This is a genomic window from Polynucleobacter sp. 86C-FISCH (genome assembly GCF_018882415.1).
Lineage (GTDB): Bacteria > Pseudomonadota > Gammaproteobacteria > Burkholderiales > Burkholderiaceae > Polynucleobacter.
This window is the reverse complement of the sequence record NZ_JACVOL010000001.1, coordinates 168,946-194,332: the sequence shown is the minus strand read 5'-3', so window position 1 is coordinate 194,332 and position 25,387 is coordinate 168,946. Positions and strand designations below refer to the sequence as shown.

The 25,387-nt window shown below is 43.8% G+C and carries 31 protein-coding genes; 14 read left to right on the top strand and 17 right to left on the bottom strand.

Translation table 11 applies throughout. The features are described from left to right. Positions 1–51: 51 nt before the first annotated feature. Positions 52–1,350: a phosphate regulon sensor histidine kinase PhoR gene (gene phoR, locus ICN10_RS00870; protein WP_216211416.1), complete on the top strand. Its 1,299-nt coding sequence runs from the start codon at positions 52–54 to the stop codon at positions 1,348–1,350. Between the two features lie 3 nt (positions 1,351–1,353). Here phoR and ICN10_RS00865 read toward each other — a convergent pair whose 3' ends face one another. Beyond that, complete coding sequence (locus ICN10_RS00865; protein WP_068323546.1) at positions 1,354–1,554, bottom strand: hypothetical protein; 201 nt, start codon at positions 1,552–1,554, stop codon at positions 1,354–1,356. Between the two features lie 83 nt (positions 1,555–1,637). Beyond that, positions 1,638–2,114, bottom strand: a complete 477-nt coding sequence (locus ICN10_RS00860; protein ID WP_216211412.1) for an MgtC/SapB family protein — start codon at positions 2,112–2,114, stop codon at positions 1,638–1,640. Between the two features lie 637 nt (positions 2,115–2,751). Here ICN10_RS00860 and ICN10_RS00855 point away from each other — a divergent pair. The 6 genes from ICN10_RS00855 to ppx all read left to right on the top strand — a co-directional run bounded on the left by ICN10_RS00855 (position 2,752) and on the right by ppx (position 9,293). Continuing rightward, complete coding sequence (locus ICN10_RS00855) at positions 2,752–3,249, top strand: arsenate reductase ArsC (protein ID WP_216211410.1); 498 nt, start codon at positions 2,752–2,754, stop codon at positions 3,247–3,249. 180 nt (positions 3,250–3,429) lie between these two features. Beyond that, the gene (locus ICN10_RS00850; RefSeq protein WP_216211407.1) at positions 3,430–4,788 is read left to right on the top strand and encodes a DUF2252 domain-containing protein; all 1,359 of its coding nucleotides are present in this window, start codon (positions 3,430–3,432) and stop codon (positions 4,786–4,788) included. An 84-nt stretch (positions 4,789–4,872) separates the two neighbouring features. Then, positions 4,873–6,621: an alkaline phosphatase gene (locus tag ICN10_RS00845; RefSeq protein WP_216211405.1), complete on the top strand. Its 1,749-nt coding sequence runs from the start codon at positions 4,873–4,875 to the stop codon at positions 6,619–6,621. A gap of 8 nt (positions 6,622–6,629) precedes the next feature. Next, positions 6,630–7,346, top strand: coding sequence for an MgtC/SapB family protein (locus ICN10_RS00840; RefSeq protein ID WP_216211402.1), 717 nt, complete (start codon positions 6,630–6,632; stop codon positions 7,344–7,346). 63 nt (positions 7,347–7,409) lie between these two features. Next, positions 7,410–7,619 (top strand): GDCCVxC domain-containing (seleno)protein, encoded by a 210-nt coding sequence (locus ICN10_RS10170; RefSeq protein ID WP_082786419.1) that lies wholly within the window; start codon positions 7,410–7,412, stop codon positions 7,617–7,619. 111 nt (positions 7,620–7,730) lie between these two features. Further along, entirely contained in the window at positions 7,731–9,293 is a 1,563-nt protein-coding gene (ppx, locus tag ICN10_RS00835; RefSeq protein WP_216211399.1) for an exopolyphosphatase, read from the top strand. A gap of 71 nt (positions 9,294–9,364) precedes the next feature. Here ppx and ICN10_RS00830 read toward each other — a convergent pair whose 3' ends face one another. The 4 genes from ICN10_RS00830 to ICN10_RS00815 are packed head-to-tail and all read right to left on the bottom strand — an operon-like array spanning position 9,365 to position 12,580. Beyond that, complete coding sequence (locus ICN10_RS00830) at positions 9,365–10,288, bottom strand: GNAT family N-acetyltransferase (protein ID WP_216211397.1); 924 nt, start codon at positions 10,286–10,288, stop codon at positions 9,365–9,367. Between the two features lie 40 nt (positions 10,289–10,328). Further along, positions 10,329–10,733, bottom strand: a complete 405-nt coding sequence (locus ICN10_RS00825; RefSeq protein WP_216211394.1) for a diacylglycerol kinase — start codon at positions 10,731–10,733, stop codon at positions 10,329–10,331. Between the two features lie 12 nt (positions 10,734–10,745). Next, positions 10,746–11,774 (bottom strand): glycosyltransferase family 1 protein, encoded by a 1,029-nt coding sequence (locus ICN10_RS00820; protein ID WP_216211392.1) that lies wholly within the window; start codon positions 11,772–11,774, stop codon positions 10,746–10,748. Beyond that, positions 11,771–12,580, bottom strand: a complete 810-nt coding sequence (locus ICN10_RS00815) for a UDP-2,3-diacylglucosamine diphosphatase (RefSeq protein WP_370626184.1) — start codon at positions 12,578–12,580, stop codon at positions 11,771–11,773. Before ICN10_RS00815 ends, ICN10_RS00820 begins: the two co-directional genes overlap by 4 nt. A 104-nt stretch (positions 12,581–12,684) precedes the next feature. Between ICN10_RS00815 and ICN10_RS00810 the strand changes: the two genes are divergently transcribed. Together ICN10_RS00810 and ppk2 (ICN10_RS00805) are read left to right on the top strand one after the other, a co-directional pair. After that, positions 12,685–13,473, top strand: a complete 789-nt coding sequence (locus ICN10_RS00810; RefSeq protein WP_255536775.1) for a 1-acyl-sn-glycerol-3-phosphate acyltransferase — start codon at positions 12,685–12,687, stop codon at positions 13,471–13,473. A 51-nt stretch (positions 13,474–13,524) separates the two neighbouring features. Next, the gene (gene ppk2, locus ICN10_RS00805) at positions 13,525–14,430 is read left to right on the top strand and encodes a polyphosphate kinase 2 (protein ID WP_216211389.1); all 906 of its coding nucleotides are present in this window, start codon (positions 13,525–13,527) and stop codon (positions 14,428–14,430) included. Positions 14,431–14,436: 6 nt separating this feature from the next. Here the strand turns inward: ppk2 (ICN10_RS00805) and ppk2 (ICN10_RS00800) are convergent, their stop codons facing one another. Together ppk2 (ICN10_RS00800) and ICN10_RS00795 are read right to left on the bottom strand one after the other, a co-directional pair. Next, positions 14,437–15,210, bottom strand: coding sequence for a polyphosphate kinase 2 (gene ppk2 / locus ICN10_RS00800; RefSeq protein ID WP_216211385.1), 774 nt, complete (start codon positions 15,208–15,210; stop codon positions 14,437–14,439). Beyond that, positions 15,210–15,488 carry a serine/threonine protein kinase gene (locus ICN10_RS00795; RefSeq protein ID WP_216211383.1) on the bottom strand — a complete coding sequence of 93 codons (279 nt, stop codon included), beginning with the start codon at positions 15,486–15,488 and terminating at the stop codon, positions 15,210–15,212. Before ICN10_RS00795 ends, ppk2 (ICN10_RS00800) begins: the two co-directional genes overlap by 1 nt. Positions 15,489–15,644: 156 nt before the next feature. Between ICN10_RS00795 and ICN10_RS00790 the strand changes: the two genes are divergently transcribed. Continuing rightward, positions 15,645–15,899: a hypothetical protein gene (locus tag ICN10_RS00790; RefSeq protein ID WP_216211380.1), complete on the top strand. Its 255-nt coding sequence runs from the start codon at positions 15,645–15,647 to the stop codon at positions 15,897–15,899. A gap of 36 nt (positions 15,900–15,935) precedes the next feature. On the opposite strand, the gene ICN10_RS00785 is transcribed toward ICN10_RS00790, so the two are convergent. Next, the gene (locus ICN10_RS00785; RefSeq protein ID WP_216211377.1) at positions 15,936–16,814 is read right to left on the bottom strand and encodes a hypothetical protein; all 879 of its coding nucleotides are present in this window, start codon (positions 16,812–16,814) and stop codon (positions 15,936–15,938) included. Between the two features lie 218 nt (positions 16,815–17,032). Between ICN10_RS00785 and ICN10_RS00780 the strand changes: the two genes are divergently transcribed. Continuing rightward, the gene (locus tag ICN10_RS00780; RefSeq protein WP_216211375.1) at positions 17,033–17,248 is read left to right on the top strand and encodes a YdcH family protein; all 216 of its coding nucleotides are present in this window, start codon (positions 17,033–17,035) and stop codon (positions 17,246–17,248) included. A gap of 37 nt (positions 17,249–17,285) precedes the next feature. On the opposite strand, the gene ICN10_RS00775 is transcribed toward ICN10_RS00780, so the two are convergent. Beyond that, on the bottom strand, positions 17,286–17,630 hold the full coding sequence (locus ICN10_RS00775; protein WP_216211371.1) for a zinc ribbon domain-containing protein YjdM: 345 nt from the start codon (positions 17,628–17,630) through the stop codon (positions 17,286–17,288). A gap of 65 nt (positions 17,631–17,695) precedes the next feature. Between ICN10_RS00775 and ICN10_RS00770 the strand changes: the two genes are divergently transcribed. Next, positions 17,696–19,507 carry an AsmA family protein gene (locus ICN10_RS00770; protein ID WP_216211368.1) on the top strand — a complete coding sequence of 604 codons (1,812 nt, stop codon included), beginning with the start codon at positions 17,696–17,698 and terminating at the stop codon, positions 19,505–19,507. 26 nt (positions 19,508–19,533) lie between these two features. Here ICN10_RS00770 and ICN10_RS00765 read toward each other — a convergent pair whose 3' ends face one another. The 7 genes from ICN10_RS00765 to ICN10_RS00735 form a co-directional block, all read right to left on the bottom strand. Next, positions 19,534–19,884 (bottom strand): phage holin family protein, encoded by a 351-nt coding sequence (locus ICN10_RS00765; RefSeq protein ID WP_215346665.1) that lies wholly within the window; start codon positions 19,882–19,884, stop codon positions 19,534–19,536. 46 nt (positions 19,885–19,930) lie between these two features. Further along, on the bottom strand, positions 19,931–20,236 hold the full coding sequence (locus tag ICN10_RS00760; RefSeq protein WP_216211365.1) for a helix-turn-helix transcriptional regulator: 306 nt from the start codon (positions 20,234–20,236) through the stop codon (positions 19,931–19,933). Then, complete coding sequence (locus tag ICN10_RS00755; RefSeq protein WP_216211361.1) at positions 20,233–20,565, bottom strand: type II toxin-antitoxin system RelE/ParE family toxin; 333 nt, start codon at positions 20,563–20,565, stop codon at positions 20,233–20,235. Before ICN10_RS00755 ends, ICN10_RS00760 begins: the two co-directional genes overlap by 4 nt. Before the next feature lie 85 nt (positions 20,566–20,650). Further along, positions 20,651–20,851: a SlyX family protein gene (locus ICN10_RS00750; RefSeq protein ID WP_068323479.1), complete on the bottom strand. Its 201-nt coding sequence runs from the start codon at positions 20,849–20,851 to the stop codon at positions 20,651–20,653. 15 nt (positions 20,852–20,866) lie between these two features. Continuing rightward, the gene (locus ICN10_RS00745) at positions 20,867–21,088 is read right to left on the bottom strand and encodes a hypothetical protein (RefSeq protein ID WP_068323477.1); all 222 of its coding nucleotides are present in this window, start codon (positions 21,086–21,088) and stop codon (positions 20,867–20,869) included. Positions 21,089–21,098: 10 nt separating this feature from the next. Next, on the bottom strand, positions 21,099–21,512 hold the full coding sequence (locus ICN10_RS00740; protein WP_216211358.1) for a putative toxin-antitoxin system toxin component, PIN family: 414 nt from the start codon (positions 21,510–21,512) through the stop codon (positions 21,099–21,101). 9 nt (positions 21,513–21,521) lie between these two features. Next, positions 21,522–22,067, bottom strand: coding sequence for a YaeQ family protein (locus tag ICN10_RS00735; RefSeq protein ID WP_216211355.1), 546 nt, complete (start codon positions 22,065–22,067; stop codon positions 21,522–21,524). A gap of 121 nt (positions 22,068–22,188) precedes the next feature. On the opposite strand from ICN10_RS00735, the gene ICN10_RS00730 reads away from it, so the two are divergent. After that, positions 22,189–23,802 (top strand): NAD(P)/FAD-dependent oxidoreductase, encoded by a 1,614-nt coding sequence (locus ICN10_RS00730; protein WP_216211353.1) that lies wholly within the window; start codon positions 22,189–22,191, stop codon positions 23,800–23,802. Between the two features lie 17 nt (positions 23,803–23,819). Beyond that, positions 23,820–25,235: an oxygen-independent coproporphyrinogen III oxidase gene (gene hemN / locus ICN10_RS00725; protein ID WP_216211351.1), complete on the top strand. Its 1,416-nt coding sequence runs from the start codon at positions 23,820–23,822 to the stop codon at positions 25,233–25,235. Positions 25,236–25,387: the final 152 nt, after the last annotated feature.

Here is a 25,387-nt window from a genome sequence, read left to right as displayed (position 1 = left end):
GCTTTTTACGGCCATTTCAAGGTTGTCCTTGAGATGGTCTAACATTGCAATATGATTTCTGCCTTAACCCGCTTTTTCTTTCTTATTTGCCTCGCATTTATAGTCGCATTAATAGTCCTTTATAACTGGGGCGCACAATGGGCTATCTTCTCGGCGATTGCGCTGCTATCTATCCCTCTGGTGTACTCCTACATCAATCTAGCCCGCCTGGAAAAAAGTATTCAATCGGACTCACTGGAGAGCATGTCTTTACCCAGCGGCTTTTGGGAAGAAGTTTTATTTAGGTTGCAGCGATTAGTCAAAGCTTTGAAGCAAAAGATGCGAACTGTTGAGCAGCAGCATAATCGTTTCATTGAGGCTTTTCAGGCATCCCCTAACGGCATTTTGATGTTAGATGAAAACGATCAAATTGAATGGTGCAATGCGATTTCAGAACGTTTTTTTGGGCTGAACTTCAAGCGAGATGTAATGCAGCGAATTAACTTCCTCATTCGTCGTCCAGAATTCATTCAATACATCAATAAGCGTAACTTTGATGAACCCTTGCTTCTCGAAAGAATGGGGCCGAGTAGTAGCCTGAGTCTCATGTTGCAATTATTTCCATTCGGTAACCAGCGCCACTTATTACTAGTTCAAAACGTCACCGACCTTCAAAAAGCAGATGCAATGCGACGAGATTTCGTTGCAAACGTTTCGCATGAGATGAGAACGCCTATCACTGTCCTCATGGGGTTTTTGGAGACAGTCCAAACCTTAGATCTTGAGAAGGGTCAACGTGATCAGTACTTTGACATGATGATGTCTCAAGCTCAACGCATGAAAAGTTTGGTTGAGGATTTATTAACCCTCGCCAATTTAGAGGCCAATTCATTGCCTGCGGCGAGCAAAGTCATTAATCCTGAAATGTTGATGGCTTTAATTAGAAATGATGCTGAAGCCTTGTCTCAAGGTAGACACAGTTTTAGTTTTGAAGTGCTCAATCAATGCTCCATATTGGGAGATGAAAGAGAAATACTCTCTGCATTTAGTAATTTGGTTTCAAATGCAATTCGTTATACCCCAGACATTGGTTCGATCAATGTGAAGTGGGATATTAATGCTGAAGGGTTTGGTGAGTTTTCTGTAACAGATACTGGTCCTGGTATCGCCTCTGAGCATCTCTCAAGACTCACTGAACGTTTTTATCGTGTCGATAGGAGTCGTTCAAGGGATACAGGTGGAACAGGATTGGGTTTGGCAATTGTTAAACATATTGCAAGTCGCCATCAAGCTCAACTCATTATTGAAAGTACGCCAGGCAAGGGCAGTACTTTCATACTGCGCTTTCCAAAAGAGCGGATTGCGCCCTAAGATTTAATCTTTTTTCTTTTTCTTCTTCTTTTTAGACTCTTTAGGAAGTTTTTCAGTTTTGCCGCCGGCGTATAGGCACCAAACTTTGATTTCTTCAAAAAGCTCTACAAGATCCTCGTGAGGAAGACTTTTCAGGTCCACCAGGCCAATAGCACCACTTTCCTGTAGCTGTTTTACTGCATCTGCGTATCTATATTCACTCATGGCATTTGATTGTCATTGTTGGGATGACTAATGCTAGCAAAGTAATATGACAAAACTGCATTTTTTGACTGTTTAAGTGGGTTTTAGTCAGGATCCCCCGAAATTTCGGAGCCTCTTTTGACGCCACTGAGCTGAGCAACCAGCCTTTCCAGCGGTCCACCAAGGGCTAAAGTAACCAAAATAGCCCCTAAAGAGAGCCCCCCAAGCGCAAATTGTCCGGCTCCAAAGGCTGCCCCAATGAGGGCGCATGCCCAAAGGCTGGCGGCAGTAGTAAGGCCGTGGACTCTTTGAGACCGTTGCTCATGAATAATGACTCCGGCACCCAAAAATCCTAATCCAGTAATCAGGCCCTGAAGGACGCGACTCACTGATTGAGCATCGTCTTGCACAAAGTCGCTGATGAGCATTACGGCTGTTGCAGCGCCAATGGCTACTAAAGAGTGTGTGCGAATTCCAGCTGATTTATGGTGCAACCAGCGATTGAGCCCAAGAATAGCTCCGACTAATAAAGCTAAAGCCAGGCGAAGTGCAATAGTTCCGTAGAGATTCCAATCGAGCATGTCATTTCCTTATTGGATATGCATTGATGTATCACTCAGTGTATCTCAGCCACATCATTCGGTCACAAAAGCGTCTTCACCTTGTCACTTGCCGCGTGAATAATTGAGTTGCAGTAAGAATCACATCTCTACAAGATAGAGTTGTGCAAAAAAATCTTTCACCATAAGGATGCAACATGAAAAAATTAATATTACGTATGTGGCAAGCATGGAATGAAGCGAAAGCTGCTTATGTCAATCGTTATGCAAGACATCAACTAGGAAGTTAGTCATCATAGTGACACAACCTTAAATTACATTGAATTGTCGGGGAGTATCCGGCCAAGATAAAGTGTATGTTTCCTTCACAACCCAGCACGTGCTGGGTTTTTTCTTGCCTAGGTTGTTAATAAAAGTGAAATAAATAAAGCCTAGGATGTCGATATTCATTATTTCTTAGAAAGAAAATCTCATGAATCACAAGCTCACTAAATATTTATCGGATGTATTTAGAAATGAAGTGCAAGAGAAATCCTTCGTAGGTTCGAAAGAATGTGACCCTAAGGGCACTTCATTAAGAGATCCAAAAATAAATCATTTTCTACTGGATAGAAAATATACATTGCGACTTGACGAAATCATTTGAAATCACCAGCTGATGACTCGACCTTACAACATTCTCTTTCTCTGTACTGGTAATTCAGCGCGTTCAATTTTGGGGGAGGCGCTTGCCACTACGCTTAGTCATGGGCGCTTTATTGGATATTCTGCAGGCTCGCAGCCAAAATTATTTGTACATCCAATCGCATTAAAACTTGCAAGGGAGATGGGTTATCCGCTTGAATTGCTGAGAAGCAAAACATGGGATGAGTTTGGCCGACAAGATGCTCCTCATATGGATTTCATCATCACCGTTTGCGATTCTGCTGCTGGCGAAGAGTGCCCATATTGGCCTGGCCATCCTACAACTGCTCATTGGGGGTTCATGGACCCAGCTGCGGTCGATGGCAGCGAGCATGATATGTGGGATGCTTTTAGAAAAGTTGAAATGGGTTTACGTAACCGTATTGAACTGCTGATTGATCTCCCAGTAGAAAAATTAGATCATTTGCAGATTAAAGAAGAATTGCATTCTATTCATCATCGATTTAACTAGGAATAGACCGTCTCAGCCTGTGGTATTTCCCTAATTTGAGTCCATTATTTATATAGGCGTTAATATCGTTGGGTATACCCTTTAGCTAGGTAACCCATGCCCTCCCAGAAGAAACCACAATTTGCTGTTTTGAGATCGGTAGAGTCCTTTAAGGACCCGCGTCCAAGTATCAAGAGGCGTATGGCAGATGGCAAGGCATTACGCAAGGTGGTGAGTATTGCAGACCAAGGGATATATACGCCCCCTAAAAATCGCATTGATCCTATACAAATATTAGAGGCGCAAGCCAAACAACGTATCGAATCTTTGATTCCAATTCGTTATGAACGCATGTTGCAATCGCCCTTTGCTTTTTATCGTGGCGGTGCCGCCATCATGGCGCAAGACCTTGCTAATCAGCCGACCACTAATATCACTGTCCAGCTTTGTGGTGATATGCACGTATCCAATTTTGGATTATTTGGTACCGCTGAGCACCGCTTGGTATTTGGTATTAATGATTTTGATGAGACTTTGCCGGGAAGCTGGGAGTGGGATATCAAACGTTTGGTTGCTAGTGCATTAATTGCCTCAGATAGCATGGGTGGCAATAAAGCATTGGGTAAAAAATTGGTTTATCAGATTACATCTGAATATCAAAAGCGTATTGAGCAATACGCAAAAATGCCGTATTTAGATTTGGCACAGGAGTTTATCGGCGAAAAAGATATTCGCAAGCACTTTAGTAAAGAGCACCAGAAGAAATTGGATGTGTATTTAAGGGAAACTAAAGGGCAGGGCAATATACAAGTGCTAGAGAGCTTGACGACTTTAGTGGGGAAGAATCGAAAAATTATCAACAGGCCCCCATTGATTGAGCATTTTAAAAAAGATGCCTACGGCACCTCTCTGATATCTTTAATTGATAAAGCCTTACTTAATTACGCCAGTAGCCTGCTGGCTGATAGGAAAATACTATTTCAGCGCTATTCCTTAAAAGATTTTGCCCGAAAGGTTGTGGGGGTTGGTAGCGTCGGTACTAATTGTATGGTTTTATATTTCGAGGGCGATAGTGGGGAGGACCCTTTATTTCTTCAATATAAGGAAGCCCAGCGATCTGTCTTAAGTCCATATCTTGGTGAATCCATCTATCGCGATATGGGGCAGAGAGTGGTAGCGGGTCAACGTTTATTGCAGGGTGCGCCCGATATCTTTTTAAACTACGGGGCAGTTCAATACGATATCAATAAAAGCCAGGGCTTCTATCTGCGTCAATTACGAGATATGAAGGGCGGTATTGGAGTTGGCAGCGGTGGAGTGACTTTAAAAACATTCCCAGACTATGCAAAGTTATTTGGCTGGGCTCTGGCCTTGGGTCATGCACGTTCCGGTGATGCCGCCATGATTGCGGGATATTGTGGTCAATCTGATGGGTTAAATGAGGCTTTATATGCTTTTGCAAAGTCTTATGCAAAGCAGAATATGAAAGATTATGAGCAGTTTTGTAAAGCTGTCAAATCTGGAAAATTGAAAGCAGCAAAGAAAAAAACAGCTTTGTAAGACAGGTAATATCAAGGGTCATCAGAATGTCATGAATTTGGGAGATATTGTAATTTGCCCAAATTTTTTGACTATTTTTACTTCATGATAAGTCTCCATTCTTTTAAATCGTTCGCCCTCATTCTGCTGGGATCAATTGCTGGCTTTGCGCATGCTGCTGCTATCTATCCAATCGATCAAGCGAGTATTTTGGCAGGTTCAAAATTTGATATCAAGATTGAGTTCAATCAGGTTGCTATCCCTAGCGATGTCATCATTGAATTAAATGGATTACCAATTAATAAATTAGTCTCCAGTAAATCTGAATTTATCTCTGATGAAAATGGCAAAGGTAGTGCGGTAATTTATCGAGATGTGCAATTGCCAAAAGCAGGCAAGTACGAACTAGTGGCGCGTACTGCGCAAGAAAAGTTAAAAGTGACTTGGGATGTTTACGCTAGCGGTCCGCGAAAAGTAAAGAACGTGATCTTATTTGTTGGTGATGGAATGACGATCGCCAATCGAACTGCTGCCCGCGTTTTATCAAAAGGTATCAGCGAAGGAAAATACCAAGGTCGATTGGCTTTCGATAACATGCCCAGTACTGCAATGATTGGGACTTCTGGTTCAGATTCTTTAATCACTGATTCTGCTAACTCCATGAGCGCCTACACCACTGGACATAAGACCGCTGTTAATGCAATGGGTGTCTATGTATCTCGTGCTAGCGATAACTTATCGCATCCTAAAGTAGAAACCATTACTGAACTTATAAAGCGCAATACCAAAATGTCAGTTGGTATCGTGTCAGACGCGGAATTGCAGGATGCTACTCCTGGAGCAATGGTTGCACATACACGCCGTCGAGCTGACAAGCAGTACATTGCAGATCAACTGCTGAAAAGTGGCGCAGAAGTCATTTTAGGTGGTGGGTCAGCCTATTTTTATCCGCAATCGATAAAGGGTTCGAAACGTAAAGACGATAAGAATTTAGTGGATATATTCAAAGCTGATGGATATCAGCTCGCTTTTACAAAGCAAGAGTTGGTAGCGGCTGCTGAAAATAAGAGCACTAGGAAGTTGTTTGGTGTTTTTCATCCGGGCAATATGGATGGGTCTTTAGATCGTCTCTTTCTCAAAAAGAATACCGTTGCTCAATACCCAAGTCAGCCTGATCTCACCGAAATGACTCAGTCTGCAATTGAAGTGCTGTCTCGAAACCCAAATGGATTCTTTCTGATGGTGGAGGCTGCTTTAATTGATAAGTTCAACCATCCACTCGATTGGGAGAGAGCGGCGTTTGACACCATCATGCTAAGTAATGCAGTGCAAATAGCCAAAGACTTTGCAAAAAAGAATCCAGATACATTAATTATTGTGACGCCTGATCACACTCATAGCGGCTCCATCAGCGGGGTAGTACATGATGATAAACCTGGGCCATTGCGTGAAAAAGTAGGCGTCTATGCAGCTGCTGGATATCCTAATTATCCTAAGGCTGATGTGCAAGGCTACCCAAGTCAAATTGACGTTTCTAAGCGCCTCGCATTCTTCTATGGCAATTATCCGGATCACTACGAGACTTTGCACCCAAAGCTGGATGGTACGTTTGTGCCTGCAGTAAAAGATGATTCTGGAAAATTTGTGGCGAATTCTAAATACATTCAATTGCAGGAAGATGCAATTCATGTGGGCGGAAATTTGCCATCACATCATGAGGTGGGAGTACATACTGCCGATGATGCCGTGTTAAATGCAATCGGCCCTGGATCAGACAAATTTAAAGGGTTCATGGATAACACTGAGGTATTTAAGGTGATGGTAGAGTCATTGGGTCTTAGCTCAAAACAATAAATCGCTCTATGGAATTTACGAACAACATTAACTATGTATCGTTAACCGATACTGCAATCAGCCTAACGGCTGCTTTTTTCTTTGGCGGATTAATCGGGCTAGAGCGTCAATATCGCCAACGAACTGCTGGTTTAAGAACGAATATTTTGGTGGCTATCGGGGCGGCGATCTTTGTGGATGCTGCCAATAGACTTACGGGTCATGAAGGCGCCGTCCATGTCATGGCCTATGTGGTTTCAGGTATCGGCTTTCTGGGGGCGGGCGTCATCATGCGCGAAGAGGGCAATGTCCGAGGGATTAATACGGCGGCTACTTTATGGGCTTCTGGCGCTGTAGGTGCTTGTGCTGGAGCCGACTTGATTTTAGAGGCTGGGTTGGCAACCATATTTGTATTAGCAGCCAATACTCTTTTGCGACCTGTAGTGACCTTTATCAACCGCCAGCCTCTAGATACCATCTCCGTTGAAGTGACAAACTCGGTTTACATCATTACCCCAAAGCATGCGCAAAAACAGGCGCTTAAGCAATTCATCAAGACTTTAGAGGGGGCCGGTTATCAAACGCAAGATGTTGAAGTACATCAATTCGGTAGCGATGATGTCGAGATTCAGGCGGTATTAACTGCCTCAGCCGTAGATGGGGATGAAATGGATCGTCTGATTGCAAAAATTGCCGATCAAGAATTTGTCTCCCAGGCTTTCTGGAGCCCAAGTACAACCGATTGATGCTCTTTGGTTTTCAATTTAATTTGACATACTATTGACACAATTTTGCTTCAGTATTTCATTGTGAATAAGACTATCCAATATCCGCAAGCTACTGTGACTTGCCCTCATTGCCAGACCTCTGAGATCATTACTTCCGAAGAGGGTGCCCAGCATTTTTATCGTTGCAGATCATGCAGTGCAATTTTGAAGCCTAAATCAGGGGATTGCTGTATTTTATGCAGCTTTGGTAACCGCGATTGTTCTAGTTCAGAGCAAAATTTAGCAGCTTAGACCAAGGTTCCGCGCCCTATATACAGGGCATTGCTGTGCATTTCATGAATATGTCATTGTTTTTACATAAAATAGACATAATTAGTGCAGCAATCAATATTGAGGAACATTTTGGCAAGTAATCCCGTAGATCCTTTAATAAACTCCGCAGAGCTTGTTGCTGCTGTCGATTTAGGATCCAATAGCTTTCGTATGTTAGTTGCTCAGGCGGTAAACACCCCCTCGGGTACCCAGTTGCGCCCCATAGATACGCTCCGCGAAACTGTTCGTTTGGCAGCCGGCCTTACTGAAAATAAATTGCTTGGCAACGATGCCTACCAGCGCGGCTTAGTTGCTATTAGACGATTTGGAGAGCGCATCCGGGGGTTTGATCCTTCCAATGTTCGAGCGGTTGCTACCAATACTTTGCGGGTTGCAAAAAATGCTCCGCAATTTGTAGAGGATGCGCAGGCTGCATTGGGATTTCCAATTGAAGTGATTGCGGGTGTCGAAGAGGCGCGTTTGATTTATATCGGAGCTGCGCATGAGGTTCAGGCTGTTCAGGGCAACAGGTTGGTCATCGATATCGGTGGAGGCTCTACAGAATTTATTATTGGCAAAGGTTATGAGCCAAAGTTAATGGAGAGCCTCTATATTGGCTGTGTGTCACATAGTTTGCGTTTTTTCCCTAAAGGGAATATTGATGCGCATGCCTTTAAAGAGGCTGAGTTGGCAGCTCGTCGTGAAATACAAGTCATTTCAGGTGCTTATTTAAAAAGCGGCTGGAAGCAAGTTATTGGATCCTCTGGAACTGCCAGGGCTTTAGCTGATTTGATTGCAAGCAATAACTTCAATAGACATGATGATGGTTTAACCATGGGTCGCGTCAACGGAACAAGTGGGCTTATCACTCGCGAAGGCTTGAAGAATCTTAAAAAGCATCTCCTGAAGTATGAACATGTAAATCAGGTTGAACTTGAGGGATTGAAGGATGATAGAAGGGCCGTATGGCCTGGAGGTTTAGCGATTATGCTGGCCGCCTTCGATGAATTAGGTATCGAAGAAATGGAAGTGACAGACGCTGCTTTACGTAGCGGTGTTTTATACGATTTGCTTGGCCGTTCTCAACACCATGACATGCGCTATGTCACTGTAGAGCAATTTATGCAACGATATGCAGTCGATCGTGAGCAAGCAGATAGGGTGGGTAAGTTAGCAGCAGATTTTCTTCAGCAACTACCTAAACCTCAATCTGAAAGTAGGGCAGACAATGTCGCCTTATTACAATGGGCCGCCAATCTCCATGAAATTGGATTATCAATCTCCCATAACGGATATCACAAGCACTCTGCCTATATAGCGGGTAATGCAGATATGCCTGGTTTTTCTAAGAATGACCAGGCAAGGCTTGCAGCGCTATTGATCGGGCATACCGGTAAGCTTGGTAAGTTAGCCAATAATCATGGCTTTGAAGACTGGCGTATGCTTTTTTGTTTACGTTTGGCTCAAGTGCTCTGCCGTGGACGAAGTGATATCAGCCTCCCTAAGGTAAAAGTTTCTGAGCATGATGGCTCGTATTTGGTGAGCCTGTCAAAAGAGTGGGCTGCCGAACATCCTCTGACTGAATTTAGTCTTTTAAAAGAGGCTGCAGAGTGGGAGAGAGTTGGTCGTTCTTACCAAGTGAGCTTTAAGTAAGTTTTTCCATTAAGCATAAAACGCCACTTCGATTTGAAGTGGCTTTTTGTTTAGCTCATGCTGCGCATAATTTATAAGCCTAAGAAGTGCTTCGCATATCGTGGGTTGATTTCAGACAGTCGCAGCATTGTTAATAGATCAGCGGTATTAAAGTCTGGATCCCAAGCAGGGGCGCTACAAATTTTAGCGCCAAGCTTGAGGTAACCCTTAATCAAAGGGGGAGGCTGTACATCCAAGCCACCATTAAGCTTATCTAAAGGCAATGGCAAGCGTGGGAAGGCATGGAACTCTGTAGGCGCCATTTGATCATTGCTAAGTGAGTTATAAAGACTCGCTGCAAAGTGTCCACCATCAGCCATGGGGATGCTGGCGCATCCCAACATGATTTCGTAGCCATTCTTTTGCATGTATTGAGCCAAGCCACTCCATAGGGCCATGATCACAGCGCCAGAGCGGTAGTCTTGATGAACGCAAGACCTGCCTAATTCAACTAATTTAGGACGTAGATGGTCAATACGAGATAAGTCAAATTCAGAATCAGAGTAGAGGCGACCAATTTCTTGAGCCTTGTGCGGGGGAAGTACACGGTAGGTACCTACGACCTTTAGACTGTCTTGATCGCGAATTAATAGATGGTCGCAATAGGCATCAAATTCATCAACATCAAGACCGTCTACATTATTTGGAAGGTTAGCCCCCATTTCTTCAGCAAAGACTTTGTAGCGCAATCTTTGCGCCTCTTTAATTTCGCCTGGAGTGCTAGCCCAAACAATCTGAAATGCAGGTTTTTTCGGTTTATCAATCTGTACCGCAGGAGCTATTATCGGCTCTCTGAGCTCAGATCTAGTTTTGGTAACAAATTTCTTTCCAAATAATTTTTTAGCAATTTTTTTAGAAAGTTTTGTGAATGCATTCGACTTTTTTCTTTTGAGCGCTTTAATTTTCTTAGGGGCGAAAATCTCAAATGAGCCGATTGGGTTAGGGATATCAGACATGGCTGGCCTCAGTAAATGAATGGTATTGGGAGTGGTGCATTTAAATCTTGAAAATCAAAGGAGTGCAAACTGCGGTCCAAAGAAGAGCAGCTACAAATAGGGCAAGCATGACGGCAGCACTGCCAAAGTCTTTAGCTCTTTTGGAAAGATCGTGGTGGTCAAATGAAATACGGTCAATTGCCGCTTCTACGCTAGAGTTCAACAACTCAATTACAAGAACCATGACCAATGAGGCGATCAGCAGTGACTTTTCTAGGAGTGTTATTGGTAAAACAAAGGCAATCGGAGTTAGTAAAGCAAGTAAGGTGAGCTCTTGTCTAAAAGCACTTTCTTCTTGGAATGCATAAACTAGACCGCACCACGAGTTTTTAGCTGCATGCCACGCTCTAGTAAGGCCTCTGTTGCCCTTGTGAGGGTTTTGGTCTACGTGGTACGGAGAATTCACTATCTGCTTTCTTTATGCTAATGCTGTTAAGTGAACTTCTGGCGTTGGCACAGGCTTTAGGTGCTGAGCAAACTGCTCAGAAGCCGCACGCCAGGAAAATTTCTCAGCATGGGCGCGTGCAACTTCGCGAGGAATCTTGAGTGCCTGCATACAAGCCTCTCGTAGATCTTCATTCATTGCACCTGAATTTGAATTTCCTAGTACATCAATAGGGCCCGTGACTGGATAAGCTGCCACAGGCGTACCGCATGCCATTGCTTCCAATAAAACTAGACCAAACGTATCGGTCTTGCTTGGAAATACAAATACATCTGCAGCTGCATACACTTTTGCTAGCTCATGCTGTTGTAATACACCCAGATAGTTCACTTCTGGATATTTTTCTTTTATTCCGGCCATAGCTGGCCCGTCTCCCACCACCCATTTTGAGCCTGGTAAATCAATTTCCAAAAATGCATTGATATTCTTTTCGACCGCTACACGTCCTACGTATAAGAAAATAGGGTGTGCTGTGTTTAATGCTTTTGATTCTTGTATCTTGAAAATATCAAGATCAACACCTCTTGACCACAGCACAACATTCTTGAGTCCGTACTTTTCAAGGTCATCCTTAACTACAATCGTTGGCGCCATTACCGCCATTGATGGACCATGAAACCAGCGAATAAAGGCATAGGTAATTGCCAATGGAATACCTGTACGTGCCTTAACGTACTCAGGAAAACGGGTGTGATATGCGGTAGAAAAAGGCAAGCGATTTTTGACTGCATATGCACGTGCCGATAAGCCTAATGGACCTTCAGTTGCAATATGCATGGCATCAGGCGCAAACTCTTTAATTCGACGTGCTACCTCTTTGCCCGGAAAGAGAGATAAGGCGATATCAGGATAGGTTGGGCATGGAATGGATTTAAAACCTGTTGGGGTGATCATCTCCACTTCATGACCCATGGCAATTAATTCTGCGCGGGTTTGTTTGAGAGTCCGAACAACACCGTTCACCTGTGGATCCCATGCATCGGTAATGATCATAATTTTCATAGCGCAGCCTCTTTGATAAGTGTTTGAACGGCAGGTTGAAGGGTAATTTGAGGGGCTTCAATTGGCTCACCTTTAATGTGTGTCCAATGAATAATTTTGAGTTCGCCAGTGTGTGTTTCAACAAGGGCGGTGAGGCTTTCGACCCAATCACCATCGTTGCAGTACAACAAGCCATCGATCTCACGGATTTCTGCTTTGTGAATATGTCCGCAAACAACACCATCACAGCCTCTTAGGCGAGCTTCTCTCGCCATAATGTGCTCAAAGTCGGCGATATAGCTGACTGCGTTTTTTACCTGGTGCTTGAGGTATTGAGATAAAGACCAATATTGCAATCCCATCTTGGCGCGGAGCATGTTGAAGTAGCGGTTGACGTAAAGAATGAACGAATACAAGGTGTCGCCAACATATGCCAGCCACTTGGCGTATTGCATCACTCCATCAAATTGATCGCCATGAGTTACCCATAGCTTTCTGCCATCGACCGTTGTATGAATTACTTCTTCAACAACCTTGACATCACCAAACGAAAGTCCAAAGAATTGTCTGGCGCTTTCATCATGATTGCCGGGGACATAGATAACTTCACTGCCTTTGCGAGCCTTACGCAGGAGTTTTTGTACTACGTCATTGTGTGATTGGGGCCAGTAGAATGACTTCTTAAGTCTCCAGCCATCAATAATGTCGCCTACTAGATAGAATTTCTCAGCCTCGTTATGCTTTAGAAAATCGAGAAGGTAGTTTGCCTGACACCCTGATGTTCCCAGGTGTACATCTGAAATCCAGATAGCTTTGTAATGCATCATGAAACAGTATTAAGCCAATAGAGTGTGAAAGCAGCATGACAGTTCTGAGGCAGTTTTGTGACGATGCAATAATTATTGGAATTTGATTTATATTGCTAATCCATATGAGCAAGAAATATCCCCTAAATCAATCTCGAAATACATCAATGGCTTGGTGTTGGGTTCTGGTATGGGCTCACGTGATTGCTGGCTTGGCTACTTTATCTTTTCAGTTTCCCTTCGCGGATCAAAAAAAGAAAAATAAGCTGATTCAGGCTTGGTCAAAAAGATTGCTAAATATTTTTGGCATCGAGCTAAGACTAAAAAATCAATCCATTCTTCCTGATTCACCATTTCTATTGGCGTCAAATCACATCTCATGGATGGATATCCATGCAATTAATGCCTTTAAGCCTATCCGGTTCGTAGCAAAATCCGATGTAGAAGGTTGGCCTATATTTGGATGGATGGCAAAGCAATTGGGTACGGTATTTATCAAGCGAGACAATTCCCGACATGGCAAGCATATTGCAGGAGAGGTTGCTAAGGTTCTTAAAACTCAGTCTGTCTGCATCTTTCCGGAGGGTACTTCCACAGCAGGGACGAGTGTTTTGCCATTTAAGCCTAATTTATTTGAATCGGCGGTGATTGCTGATGCGCCCGTCTATTCCTTGGCGATTGCCTATTATTCGTCAGTAACCGGCGAAAGAAGTGATGTTGCAGCTTTTGTGGGTGAAATGGGGTTGTTGGAGTCTATGGCTATGATTTTGCGCAATCGCCAGTTGATTGCGCAGCTAACCTTTATACCCCCCTCTGGATCCGCTCCAGAAAGATCTAATGATCGAAAGTGGTTAGCTTTGCACAGCCAAGAGACTATTTCTGATCATTTAAAGGTCGAACTGCGCTCGATGTAATAAATATGTCATCATTTCTCACTATAAATGCACTATAGGGAGTTGAAGCTAATGACATCAAAGCATAAGGAAATGGCCGAGTGGTATCGCCGTGCTCAAGAAGAGATTCTTGACAGCATGGATGAAGAGCTTGAAATGGAGCTCGATGATGATCGTCTATCGCCTGATGGTAGTGAGAGCTCCCAAATCCCCCGTAATGTTTACTTCAAAGAGCTTTTTAGGCTTCAGGGTGAGTTGGTAAAGCTACAAGACTGGGTTGTAGAGAATAAGCTCAAGGTTGCGGTTCTATTTGAAGGTCGTGATTCTGCAGGTAAGGGCGGCGCTATTAAACGGATTACCCAGCGTCTTAATCCCCGCGTGTGCAAGGTAGTTGCTTTACCGGCACCCAATGAACGTGAAAAGACACAGTGGTATTTCCAGAGATATATTTCCCATTTACCCGCAGGCGGCGAGATCGTTTTATTTGATCGTAGTTGGTACAACCGTGCTGGTGTAGAGAGGGTGATGGGGTTCTGTACCGATTACGAATACGAGGAATTTTTAAGAACGGTTCCTGATCTTGAGCGCATGATGATTAGCTCAGGCATTATCTTAATTAAATACTGGTTCTCTATTTCTGATGATGAACAGTACAACCGCTTCATGATGCGTATTCATGATCCACTCAAGCAGTGGAAATTAAGCCCAATGGATTTAGAGGCAAGAAGGCTATGGGAGGCCTATACCAAGGCCAAAGAGACAATGCTTGAGCGCACGCATATTCCAGAGGCGCCGTGGTGGGTAGTTGCTGCCAATGATAAGAAAAAGGCCCGCTTAAACTGTATTACCCATTTGCTAAATCAAATTCCCTATAAAGAAATTGATCATCCTCTGATTACATTGCCTGCACGCGTACATAATCCAGATTATTTAAGGGGCCCAGTACCTCCAGAAATGTACGTGCCTGAAGTCTTCTAAAGAATTTTATTTTTCGAGTTTAGATAAATCGCCATCCCATTTAAAGGCGATTTCTTTATCTGTCTTCAAAAGAGCCTTATCTTTTCCTGGGTAAGAAACTCTAGAGAGTAAATCTCGAATTAAATTTAAGTGAGTCAGTTTCTTGTCGTTAGCTTTAACGATTGTCCAGGGCGCAGCTTTGGGGCTAGTTTTTTCTAGCATTTCATCTCTACATTTGCTGTAGGCATTCCAATTTTTCTGCGCTTGCTGATCAATAGGGCTAATCTTCCACTGCTTTAGAGGATCATTTTCCCTAGCTTTAAGACGCAAAGCCTGCTCTTTCTTGGAAATGTCTAGATAGTATTTCAGGATAGTGATGTCTGAGCGCACTAGGATGGATTCAAAGTCATTTACGGTTTCTATGAAATTAACGTATTGAGCTTTGGTGCAGAAATTCATAACGCGTTCAACGCCAGCACGGTTATACCAACTGCGGTTGAATAGGACGAACTCACCTTGTTTTGGTAGTTGCGCCACATACCTCTGAAAGTACCACTCTGCAGATTCGCTATCCGATGGTTTGCCAAGCGCAACAATACGAGTTTCACGTGGGCTCAGATGTTCTGTGATGGCTTTAATAGTTCCATCTTTGCCTGCTGTATCTCGACCCTCTAATATGACTAGGATCTGATCACCATTTTTGATGAGGCTGTTTTGCAGCTTCACCAACTCAATTTGCAATTGGCGAAGTTCAGAGTCGTAACTAGAATCCTCTAGCTTTTCTTTGTTTTTGTGACCCATTAACTTGCTTCGGTATTGACCACGGGCTTTTTAGCGGCAGCTCTTTTAGCCGGCGCCTTTTTGGTAGGAGCCTTCTTTGCAGCAACCTTCTTCACTGGGGCCTTCTTTGCAGGCGCTTTTTTTGCTGCAGTTGATTTCTTGGCGGGGGCCTTCTTATCGGCCACCTTTTTCTCCAGCTTGTCCAAAGCTTTTGCCAGCTTATCGATGAGCTTTTCTCTATCGGACTCTAATTTATCGAGTTTTTTCAATAGTTGCTTCACTAGTTTCTTTTGGCTCATGTTTTTCCTTATTTTGATTTATGGACTATTAAGCCCATCCTACGTTTTAAATCTATCAATTTCAAGCAAATATGACACTTTTATGACGGTTCTCTAATCTTTACTTTAGCGTGCCCTAGAATAGAGTGACTTTTAAATCTTGAGGCATTCTTTAAAATGATTCGTTACTTAGTTGCTCTTCTTGGTCTTCTGTTGGCAGCTTGCTCAACTCCTCAGAGTGAATTCGGTGTCTATCAACAATCGGATGGAACGATTGGAGTGCATGCACCCAAGACGGCTAAAGAGACTGAAGCTCAGGAAGCGGCTCTTGTGGAGTGCAGGAAGCAGGGCAAAAGAACTGTGACGATTCTAGAAAGCAGAAAAACGGTCAATGACCGTTTTCCCATAACTTATATCTACCTTTGCAGATAGTGGCGGATAGTTAGTCCGCCATTAACAGTTGCTCAATTAGCTAAGAAGCCACTTCTTAATCGACTTATTTACACACATAGCATCTAAAGCAAGACCGAAGAACTCGGATCCATTGGTAACCATGCTTTCAATCGCTTCCACTTTGCCAGACTTAATGCCACGCAAATAGGTTGCTGCACGATAGCGCAAGAAATGCTCGGTTTCGCCTTCTTCGTTCTCAGTTGGGCATATTTCTAGGCTGCCATAACGAGTCTCTGGGTTGATGTTCAGAACAGCAAGGCTCAAAGCTCCAACCAATTTCTCAGGAACTGGAATAGGTACATAAGAGTAGAGGGAGATCATCATTTCTTCTTCATCGACTTCAATGATGTGATCAATATCCAGTACGTCTTTTTCAGTTAATTCGGTCTCGCCAGAGTCGCCACCACCAAAAGTAGATTCAAACTGCAGCATTGCAGTATTGCTTCCTTTGGAGATCTCAATCATGTCAGGGTAGCCAAGCAAGCCTTTCCACCAGTACATCAATGAGAAGGTGCATGGTTTTACTTCAACCAAGCCCTTGTTCGTAGACTTCGCAAAATACAAGCCGTAAAACTCATCATCTTGCTCTAGACCGTATTGATCTACCTTGGGCGCTTTAGATGAAGCTTGTTTTACTGCCTTCTTGGCAACTTTTTTTGCTGCTGGCTTTTTAGCCGCAGGTTTCTTTGTCGTTGTTTTCTTAGCTGCTACTTTTTTAGTGGCAGGTTTCTTTGCAGCGACTTTCTTCGCTGCTGGTTTTTTCACTACCTTTTTCACTGTCTTTTTAGCTGCTACTTTTTTAGCAGCAACTTTCTTGACAACTTTTTTTGCAGGGGCTTTTGTTACCACCTTAGTAGCTACTTTCTTTTTTGCTGGAGACTTCTTTGTAGCCATGGTCTATTACCCTTCTTTTGGTAGTTATTGTGCTTAATGCACTAGCTGATATTACTGCAATTTCCATAGGGAATTCGCCTTTCCTATATGGGGTTTTTCCGGCAGATTACAAGGGGAGGGGGTAAAACAAAAAGATCATCATGGGCATTGTTCTTGGAATGCAGGATTGCTAAACTGATCTCAGGCAGTTTTCTATAACCCTTATATCAAGAGGATCTATGTTTCCTGAATATCGTGAACTCATTACCAAGTTGAAAACGTCAGATCGTCACTTCCTGCACTTATTTGATAAGCACAATAATTTGGACCAGAAGATCCAAAGAATGGAGGCTCATACAGAGCCAAGCACCCAAGAAGAGATTGAGATTTTGAAGAAGGAAAAGCTTTTGCTAAAGGACCAGATATACACAGTTCTTAAAAAGGCGAGCTCTTAAGTCATTTCTGCTGAAAAAGCCTAGATTGAAACTGGATCTAGGCTTTCTTCAAGAAGCAAGCTTTGAGCAGCATATTGCCGGCTTCTGTTTTGCAATCCACTTCGTGGTCGCCAGAGACTAAACGAATACCTTTGATTTTGGTGCCAACCTTGAGGGTTGTGGATGAGCCCTTAACCTTTAAATCTTTAATGAGGGTCACAGTATCGCCATCTGCCAAAAGATTGCCATTGGCGTCTTTGACGATCAATCCCGCCTCTATTTCTTCTGCGGCAGCAGCCATAGGCCATTCATGACCACACTGGGCGCAAACGTAATTCTCCCCATCGGGATAGGTCATATCTTCCTGGCAGGCAGGGCAATTTGGCAAATTATCTGTACTCATAGGCGTATTTTAGTCTAGGGGTGGTTGAGGACGGTCGATTGCCTGGATCGCTTTAGAATGGTTGGGTGAACAAAGCCCTGAAGATTTCCTTAATCGCTTTTATAGCTATCCTGGCTGTTGCAGGGTTGGGCGCCTGGTACGCAGCTGCTTTTATTAATCCGACGCAATTAACTAAGCTCCTTAGTTCATCGGTCAAGGATGCTACAGGTCGGGAACTCAAGATTACTGGACCAGTTAGCCTTAATCTTTTCCCATCCATTAGTGTGAAGGCCGAACAGGTTTCATTGAGTAATGCATCTTGGGCAAGTAATCCCAACATGCTGACATTCAAGCAAATTGAGTTGGATATTAGATTGTTCCCACTGCTCAAGGGTAGCGTTGAAATTAGCAGAATAGGTGTTACAGGTTTAGAGGCTAACCTACAAGCTAATAAGAGTGGAGAGGGTAACTGGAATTTGACTCCGCCAGTCTTAACTAACAATGATTCGGCAACCCAAGCCCCAGGCAATACAGCAAGCAACGATTCTGCGGATAGCACATTTGTTTCTATTAAGACGCTGGACATTGTTGATGCCATCATCCGCTATCAAGACGGCAATCAGGCTGCAAAAGTCATTCATCTCCCGAAGCTAACTTTGGGTAGTAGAGAAGGAAGGTCGACGATTCTGTTGGATGTTCAGTACGAAAAATATAGCCTGAATCTAAAAGGTTCAACGGGTTCCTTGCGTAATGCTTACTTTGCTTGGGATCAGTCTCCGGTAAGTATGGATCTGGATTTGGATCTCACCTTAAATGGGAAAACACTCGCTATTAAGGGTGACATTGACAAGAAGCCTCAGGTTTTACCGACATTCAATATTCAGTTGAATTCCAAATCCTTTGATTTGGCTCCATTGGCCGGGTCTGCCGCCGTTGCCAGCAAGGCTGGAAGCGCTTCAACTGCGACTTCCCATAAACCGCAAGGTAATTATTTCTTCTCGGACGAGAAATTGCCTTTCGATTTACTGCCCTTGGCAGATGGAGTAGTCAACGTCAACATTGCTGAGCTGGGTGTTCCAGGGCAGGCTCCATTTTCGAACTTTAAAACAACACTGCAATTTAAGAAAAACAATATTGATGCAAATGATTTAAGTTTCAATGTTGGCAAGGGAAGTGCGCAGGCACAAATTTCTGTTGCCAGTTTTGATGGTTTAGCTCCAAAAGTATCTATCAAGGGACTTGCTAAAGACTTTAGCTTGGAGCAGATAGTCGCAAGTGCTGATTCGAGCGCTAAAGTTTCTGGGGGCGCCACTCACATAGCCTGGAACCTTAAGGGTAGCGGAGTAAGTCCACATCAATTGGTCAGTCGCGCTAATGGCGCTATTCAGATTTCAGTTGGGCAGGGAAAATTAGATTCGAAGTTTATTAATAAGGGCGGAGACTTTGTTGTTTCAGTTTTTGACGCAATCAATCCAATGCGAAAAAAATCTAACCAAACTATTTTGGAATGTGCTGTTGCCTATCTACCGGTCAACAATGGGATGGTCAATATTCAGGATTCGGTTGGCGTTGAAACAGATCGTTTAGACGTTACGCTATCTGGATCAGTCAACCTTGCCAGTGAGGCCCTCAATATCAGCATCAATCCAAGAGAAAAAACAGGACTGACAACTGGTTTAGATCTTGGGGGCTTGGTAAAAATTGAAGGCACCCTACAAAATCCAAAAGCTGGGGTCAACAAAGAAGGGGTGGTCAATAGTGCCGTCTCGATTGGATTAGGCTTTTTGACTGGCGGCATCAGTATTGCTGCCGAGAATGCTAAATCTTTGGCGACCAAGTCGCAGCCTTGTAAAACGGCGCTGCATTCTTGGTCGGATATTTATTCAGCGAGCAAATAAGAGAAACAAAGCTCGGAAAATATTTCTTAGAAAACTAAGCCGCTAACAAAGAGGCTGAATAAAGAAATAAAGATGCTGGCAAAAAATGCAGTCCAGAAGCTGGAAATCGTAAAGCCACTCACTACAGCAGAGACAAGCATCAACACTAAGGCATTAATCACGAGCAGGAAGAGGCCCATCGTGACTACAGTTAGCGGAAGTGTGAAAAGAACCAATAATGGCTTAACAATTGCGTTGGCAAAACCCAGAAGTAGGGCGGCAATAATTAAAGAGCCACCATCCGCAAAGCGTAAGCCACTAAAAATGTAGCTAGCTACCCAAAGGGATAAAGAAGTTAAGCCCCATTGGACTAAAAATAGCGTTAAGTTACTCATCATTTCCTTTTTAAATTGAGTCTATGTTGGAATACATATTATCAGCATCTCAGGCTGCAGCCTTGTGTTTTATAGGTTTAATCTGCTTGAAGTGAACTTGAATTTGAGAGTTAGTCGCTTTTGCGAACTTGGCTAAAGTGCGCATGGAGGGTAGGCTGGTGCCACTTTCCAGTCTTGCGATTGCAGATTGAGAGGTTTCCATAAGGGCCGCTAATTCCTCCTGGGAAAGACCACTTTTCATTCTGGCTTCTATGATTTCTTTTGCGATCTCAAATTCAATTTGAGTTTCTTCAAATGCTTTTTTATACGCCGGTTCTTTTAGCCAGCGCTTATGTAGGGTTGATATCTTAGTCATAGTAATTTGGCGCTTTTCGCTCTCTGTGTTGCGGTAAGGATGGCTTGCGGTGGTGTTTTTTGTGATTTCTTAATAAATGCATGCAAGAGCACAATTCTTTTACCTGTCGCATAAATATAAATTCCCCTGGCTATACCATCTCTCCCCGAGGCTCTAATTTCCCATAATTTATCTCCCAGACTTTTGATGTGAGGCATACCAACCTGTCTGGGGCCAAAAGCTTCTAATAAATTACAAACCCTCACAATGCGACTGCGTATATCGCTTGGAAGTGTCTCTAACTCCTTATCTACATCAGTATTTAGTGTCTCTACAATCCATTCAGTCATCAATAGATTATATCAATATTGATATATATCAAAAATGATATTACATGAGACTTAAGAAATCAAGGGGTATTTTTGTGGATTTGTATTAATAGTGCGGAGGAATTTCATCCTTCAAGCTACCGCCTCCGCCACCACCGCTACTAGCCTGCTCTTTGATGGCTTTGAGTTCGCGATACAGAAATTCAATTTGCTGCTGCTGTTTATAAACTGTCTCATTGAGTTTCTCGATGAGATCTTCGGTAAAGCTCAGTTTGATTTCGAGATTGGTGATGCGTTCTTCAGACATATGTATGTGACTTTCTTATTCGGAGATGAGTTCAAAGCGCCCATCTTCCATTTCTGTCTTAGGTCTAATCCAGAAATCATGAGATTGCATCGATTCATAAACATAAGCAGGCTCGAGGGTGGCCTCTACATTGGCAAGAAAGACAACCCTATAAAAGCCACCAGTCTTAATGTGCCTGAGTTTGCTACCTGGTTTAAATAAGCCGTCATCAGGGTCAGCCATTTTTGGTTTGCTCATATCATTATTATCAATCAAGTATCTTGTAATCGGCGGTAATGAGAACTTGTGCCGCCACTGCTTTATTTGCAAATCGAAGCACTTCATTATCTTTGCTAATGAGAGTGCAGGGCTTTGCGGTAAAGGCAAGATCCAAAAAGACCTGATCATCAGGGTCTTGGCATGCCCAGGGTGACTTCATTAGATCCTTGTCGTCCAGTACTCTAGCTAAGCCTTGCCATTGAAGAAAGATCTGCTCTTGTTGTGCTTGGTCTAATGAAAATAATGGTCGGGCAATGACGTCCGAAAATTCTTCTAAGGTCGCTGGTGTTGCCAGAGCATCTATCTTACCTTCAATGAGCGCTTGCTTTAAGTGCAGCACTCTAAAGTCATTAAAGACAAATAGATCTAACAAGACATTGGTATCAAAAACCACTACCTTCATATCTGAGGCCTATTGATTGTTGCGCCAAATCTCTGGGGTAATAGTCACTTGACCTTGGTCGGATGAAACATATGCTTCGCCATCTTGAATGTTGACATGAATGACCATGCTGCGCTCAACCAATTTATTTAAATCTTCAGCCTGTTCCGCCGGAATAGAAATCACTTGCAAGTTACGGGCGCGAGTTAGCTTATTAGCAATGCCATCCCACCAGATTTTGCTTGTGTGACCACCATAGCAATAGACAACCACTTGATCTGCGCGACCACAGGCTTTCAAAATACGACGCTCATCGGGTTGACCAATTTCAATCCAAAGCTTAATGGCGTCAGTGAGGTCCTTGATCCAAAGATCGGGCTCGTCGGTGTCACTCAGGCCCTTTGTGAAGACCAAGTCTTCGTGCGCCTGTAATGCAAAAGCGATGATCCGGATCATCATCCGCTGCTCTGTCTCGGAGGGGTGCTTAGCTATGGTTAAAGAGTGACTGCCGTAGTAATGACGGTCAGAATCTGCGACATGAAGGTCGGCTTTGTGGATAGTTGCGCGTAGAGCCATAACGCATTATCGCCTTTATGTGCGATCTCCTGGCCTGATTGAGTCCATAACCAGTATTATTTGGTCTATGGCTTCTTCGGGGGCTAAAAAGGCCTTAAATCACTGTGTATCGTAAAACTCCATGATCCGTATTACTGAATTGCGTCTACCTATCGACCATGCTCCTGAAGCCGTGGAGCAGGCGATTCTGAAACGCTTGGATTTGAATGCTAAAGACTTAATAGCCTTTGAGGTTTTTAAGCGAAGTTACGATGCAAGAAAAAACGTTGCCTTATCTTTTATCTACACCGTAGATTTATCCGTAAAGAATGAAGATGCTCTCCTGAAGAAATTTGCAGGCGATATTCATATTAGGCTATCCCCAGATACGAGTTACCACTTTGTAGCCAAAGCGCCCGAATCCATCGACTCCGGAAAAGTGCTGCGCCCAGTAGTAATCGGTTTTGGCCCCTGTGGAATTTTTGCTGCCTTGGTGCTAGCACAAATGGGCTTTAAGCCAATTGTTTTAGAGCGCGGTAAAAAAGTACGCGAGCGCACTCAAGATACTTGGGGCCTATGGCGCAAAAATAAACTTAATCCAGAGTCGAATGTTCAGTTTGGCGAGGGTGGAGCGGGTACGTTCTCGGATGGCAAGTTGTATAGCCAGATTAAAGATTCTAAGTTTTACGGTCGCAAAGTCATTCATGAGTTTGTGAAGGCCGGAGCGCCAGAAGAAATCACGTATGTAGCCAAGCCTCACATCGGTACCTTCCGCCTGGTTGGCGTAGTGGAAAAGATGCGCCAAGAAATTATTGATCTAGGCGGTGAGATACGGTTTACCCAAAAGGTAATTGGCTTTGATATTCAGAATGAGCAAATCACCGGGGTCAAGATAGAAGGGCAGCCAGATTTGCCTGCGAGTCATGTGATTTTGGCTTTAGGACATAGCGCGCGCGATACCTTTGAGGCTTTGCATCATGCTGGTGTCTATATGGAAGCCAAGCCATTCTCAGTAGGCTTTCGAATTGAGCATCCGCAGTCACTGATTGATAGAGCGCGCCTCGGTCCTCATGCAGGTAATGAGCTGATTGGCGCCGCAGACTATAAGTTGGTTCATCACGCTAAAAATGGTCGTTCGGTCTACAGCTTCTGTATGTGCCCTGGCGGAACGGTGGTTGCCGCAACCTCAGAACCTAATCGAGTTGTCACCAACGGCATGAGTCAATACTCGCGTAATGAACGCAATGCGAATGCCGGCATCGTTGTGGGAATTACTCCAGATGATTACCCTGGTGGCCCATTGGCAGGTATTGAGTTTCAGAGAGCGATCGAGTCTAAGGCTTTTGAGTTGGGTGGCGGTACGTATGAAGCGCCCGGTCAGTTGATCGGTGATTTTTTAGAAGGCAAGCCCTCCACTGAATTCGGCAGTGTTTTGCCATCCTATAAACCAGGCGTTCATCTAACGGATCTTGCTGATAGTTTGCCTGCCTATGCCATTGAGGCCATTCGAGAGGCGATACCGGCATTTGAGAAACAAATCAAAGGTTTCTCAATGAAAGACGCTGTATTGACTGGAGTCGAGACGCGCACCTCCTCCCCTTTACGAATTACACGCGGCACTAACTATCAAAGTCTCAACATCAAGGGGCTTTATCCAGCAGGCGAGGGTGCAGGTTATGCGGGAGGAATCTTGTCTGCAGGTGTCGATGGGATTAAAGTAGCGGAAGCGGTAGCTCTAGACTATTTGTCAAAGTAACTCCATATAAGCCCTCCATGACCTCTGTAGCAAATTCATCTTCAACCCAAGAGAAAGAAGTTTTATTTCATCCTGAGTTGTTGAAAAAGTTTGATATCAATGGACCTCGCTATACGTCTTATCCCAGTGCCGATCGCTTTCATAATGAATTCTCCGAGGCTGATTATTTAGGTGCGCTAGAGCGTGTAGCGAGAGTGGATGAACCTCTTTCCCTATATTTCCATTTGCCGTTCTGCCCCAATATTTGTTACTACTGTGGTTGCAACAAAATTATTACCAAAGATCATGGGCGCAGCGCTAAGTACATTAAGTACCTAGCTAAAGAAATGGCTATGGTGACTAAAGCCATGGGCGCCCAGAATAAGATCCCAATCACGCAATTACATTGGGGTGGTGGTACGCCCACCTTCCTCTCTCATGAAGAGATGATTGAGCTGATGCAGCACACTCGCGAGCATTTTGAGTTATTACCTGGCGGTGAGTATTCCATTGAGATTGACCCCAGGCGCGTTACCGAAAAGGACATCGCACTTTTAGCGGAGTTGGGCTTTAACCGCATTAGTTTAGGTGTACAGGATTTCAACTTAGCAGTGCAAGAGGCCGTGCATCGCGTACAAACAATTGAAGAAACTCAAGCGGTCATGGATTGGTCCAGAAAATATGGATTTAAATCGCGCAGCGTGGATTTAATCTACGGACTTCCTAAACAAACGCCTGCAACCTTTAAAGAAACTGTAGACGCGGTATTGGCAATGAATCCCGATCGCCTGTCGGTCTATAACTATGCACATCTGCCACACATCTTTAAGCCTCAACGTCGAATTGCTGAAGCAGACTTACCGCCAGCGGCCGACAAGTTGGATATTCTTTCCAATACGATTGAGCGTCTAGGTGAAGCTGGCTACGTCTTTATTGGGATGGACCATTTTGCTAAGCCCGATGATGAATTAGCGATCGCTCAAAAAGAGGGCAAGCTCCACCGTAATTTCCAAGGTTACTCAACCCAAGCAGAGTGCGATCTTTTGGCCTTTGGCATCTCTTCTATCGGCAAGGTGGATGATTGCTATTCGCAAAACGTGCGAACCCTTGATGAATATTACGAGGCACTCGATCATGGACATTTGCCAGTGCTACGTGGCTTAAGGCTTGATCAGGATGACCTAATGCGGCGCGAGTTAATTGGCGAACTGATGTGCCAATTCGCGTTGGATACCAAGTCCTTTGCCAAATCACACCAGATTGACTTCCAGGCTTACTTCAAAACTGAGATTGAAGAGTTAAAACATCTAGGCGAGGCCGGCCTTCTGGATTGGGAAGGCGAAACGATATTGGTTCCCACAAAGGGGCGCCTATTGGCTAGACGAGTCGCCATGACTTTTGATCGACACCTTAGGGAATCACAAGCAAAAGGAACTTACTCGAAGGTTCTATAGGGTAACTCTCTAGTCATTTGATCTAGATCAAATAAGCGTTAAAACTGTGTTGCTTTTTAGCATTCAAAAAATTCTCAAGCGCTTTCCATTTGATTTACATCAAATTCTCCCATTGGTATCAATTCGAAAATAGTTTCATCGAAATTGATAAC

Excerpts from the sequence above, each read along its gene's own strand:
- ICN10_RS00815 (WP_370626184.1), bottom strand. The coding sequence starts at position 12,580 with ATGATGCATTACAAAGCTATCTGGATTTCAGATGTACACCTGGGAACA.
- ICN10_RS00845 (WP_216211405.1), top strand. The coding sequence starts at position 4,873 with ATGATAAGTCTCCATTCTTTTAAATCGTTCGCCCTCATTCTGCTGGGA.
- ICN10_RS00855 (WP_216211410.1), top strand. The coding sequence starts at position 2,752 with ATGACTCGACCTTACAACATTCTCTTTCTCTGTACTGGTAATTCAGCG.
- ICN10_RS00790 (WP_216211380.1), top strand. The coding sequence starts at position 15,645 with ATGATTCGTTACTTAGTTGCTCTTCTTGGTCTTCTGTTGGCAGCTTGC.
- ICN10_RS00775 (WP_216211371.1), bottom strand. The coding sequence starts at position 17,630 with ATGAGTACAGATAATTTGCCAAATTGCCCTGCCTGCCAGGAAGATATG.
- ICN10_RS00735 (WP_216211355.1), bottom strand. The coding sequence starts at position 22,067 with ATGGCTCTACGCGCAACTATCCACAAAGCCGACCTTCATGTCGCAGAT.
- ICN10_RS00850 (WP_216211407.1), top strand. The coding sequence starts at position 3,430 with ATGGCAGATGGCAAGGCATTACGCAAGGTGGTGAGTATTGCAGACCAA.
- ICN10_RS00745 (WP_068323477.1), bottom strand. The coding sequence starts at position 21,088 with ATGAGCAAACCAAAAATGGCTGACCCTGATGACGGCTTATTTAAACCA.
- ICN10_RS00755 (WP_216211361.1), bottom strand. The coding sequence starts at position 20,565 with ATGACTGAATGGATTGTAGAGACACTAAATACTGATGTAGATAAGGAG.
- ICN10_RS00795 (WP_216211383.1), bottom strand. The coding sequence starts at position 15,488 with ATGAGCCAAAAGAAACTAGTGAAGCAACTATTGAAAAAACTCGATAAA.
- ppk2 (WP_216211389.1), top strand. The coding sequence starts at position 13,525 with ATGACATCAAAGCATAAGGAAATGGCCGAGTGGTATCGCCGTGCTCAA.
- ppk2 (WP_216211385.1), bottom strand. The coding sequence starts at position 15,210 with ATGGGTCACAAAAACAAAGAAAAGCTAGAGGATTCTAGTTACGACTCT.
- ICN10_RS00810 (WP_255536775.1), top strand. The coding sequence starts at position 12,685 with ATGAGCAAGAAATATCCCCTAAATCAATCTCGAAATACATCAATGGCT.
- ICN10_RS00780 (WP_216211375.1), top strand. The coding sequence starts at position 17,033 with ATGTTTCCTGAATATCGTGAACTCATTACCAAGTTGAAAACGTCAGAT.
- phoR (WP_216211416.1), top strand. The coding sequence starts at position 52 with ATGATTTCTGCCTTAACCCGCTTTTTCTTTCTTATTTGCCTCGCATTT.
- ICN10_RS00740 (WP_216211358.1), bottom strand. The coding sequence starts at position 21,512 with ATGAAGGTAGTGGTTTTTGATACCAATGTCTTGTTAGATCTATTTGTC.
- ICN10_RS00765 (WP_215346665.1), bottom strand. The coding sequence starts at position 19,884 with ATGATGAGTAACTTAACGCTATTTTTAGTCCAATGGGGCTTAACTTCT.
- ICN10_RS00830 (WP_216211397.1), bottom strand. The coding sequence starts at position 10,288 with ATGTCTGATATCCCTAACCCAATCGGCTCATTTGAGATTTTCGCCCCT.
- ICN10_RS00840 (WP_216211402.1), top strand. The coding sequence starts at position 6,630 with ATGGAATTTACGAACAACATTAACTATGTATCGTTAACCGATACTGCA.
- ICN10_RS00865 (WP_068323546.1), bottom strand. The coding sequence starts at position 1,554 with ATGAGTGAATATAGATACGCAGATGCAGTAAAACAGCTACAGGAAAGT.
- ICN10_RS00760 (WP_216211365.1), bottom strand. The coding sequence starts at position 20,236 with ATGACTAAGATATCAACCCTACATAAGCGCTGGCTAAAAGAACCGGCG.
- ICN10_RS00860 (WP_216211412.1), bottom strand. The coding sequence starts at position 2,114 with ATGCTCGATTGGAATCTCTACGGAACTATTGCACTTCGCCTGGCTTTA.
- ICN10_RS00750 (WP_068323479.1), bottom strand. The coding sequence starts at position 20,851 with ATGTCTGAAGAACGCATCACCAATCTCGAAATCAAACTGAGCTTTACC.
- ICN10_RS00730 (WP_216211353.1), top strand. The coding sequence starts at position 22,189 with ATGATCCGTATTACTGAATTGCGTCTACCTATCGACCATGCTCCTGAA.
- hemN (WP_216211351.1), top strand. The coding sequence starts at position 23,820 with ATGACCTCTGTAGCAAATTCATCTTCAACCCAAGAGAAAGAAGTTTTA.
- ICN10_RS00785 (WP_216211377.1), bottom strand. The coding sequence starts at position 16,814 with ATGGCTACAAAGAAGTCTCCAGCAAAAAAGAAAGTAGCTACTAAGGTG.
- ICN10_RS00820 (WP_216211392.1), bottom strand. The coding sequence starts at position 11,774 with ATGAAAATTATGATCATTACCGATGCATGGGATCCACAGGTGAACGGT.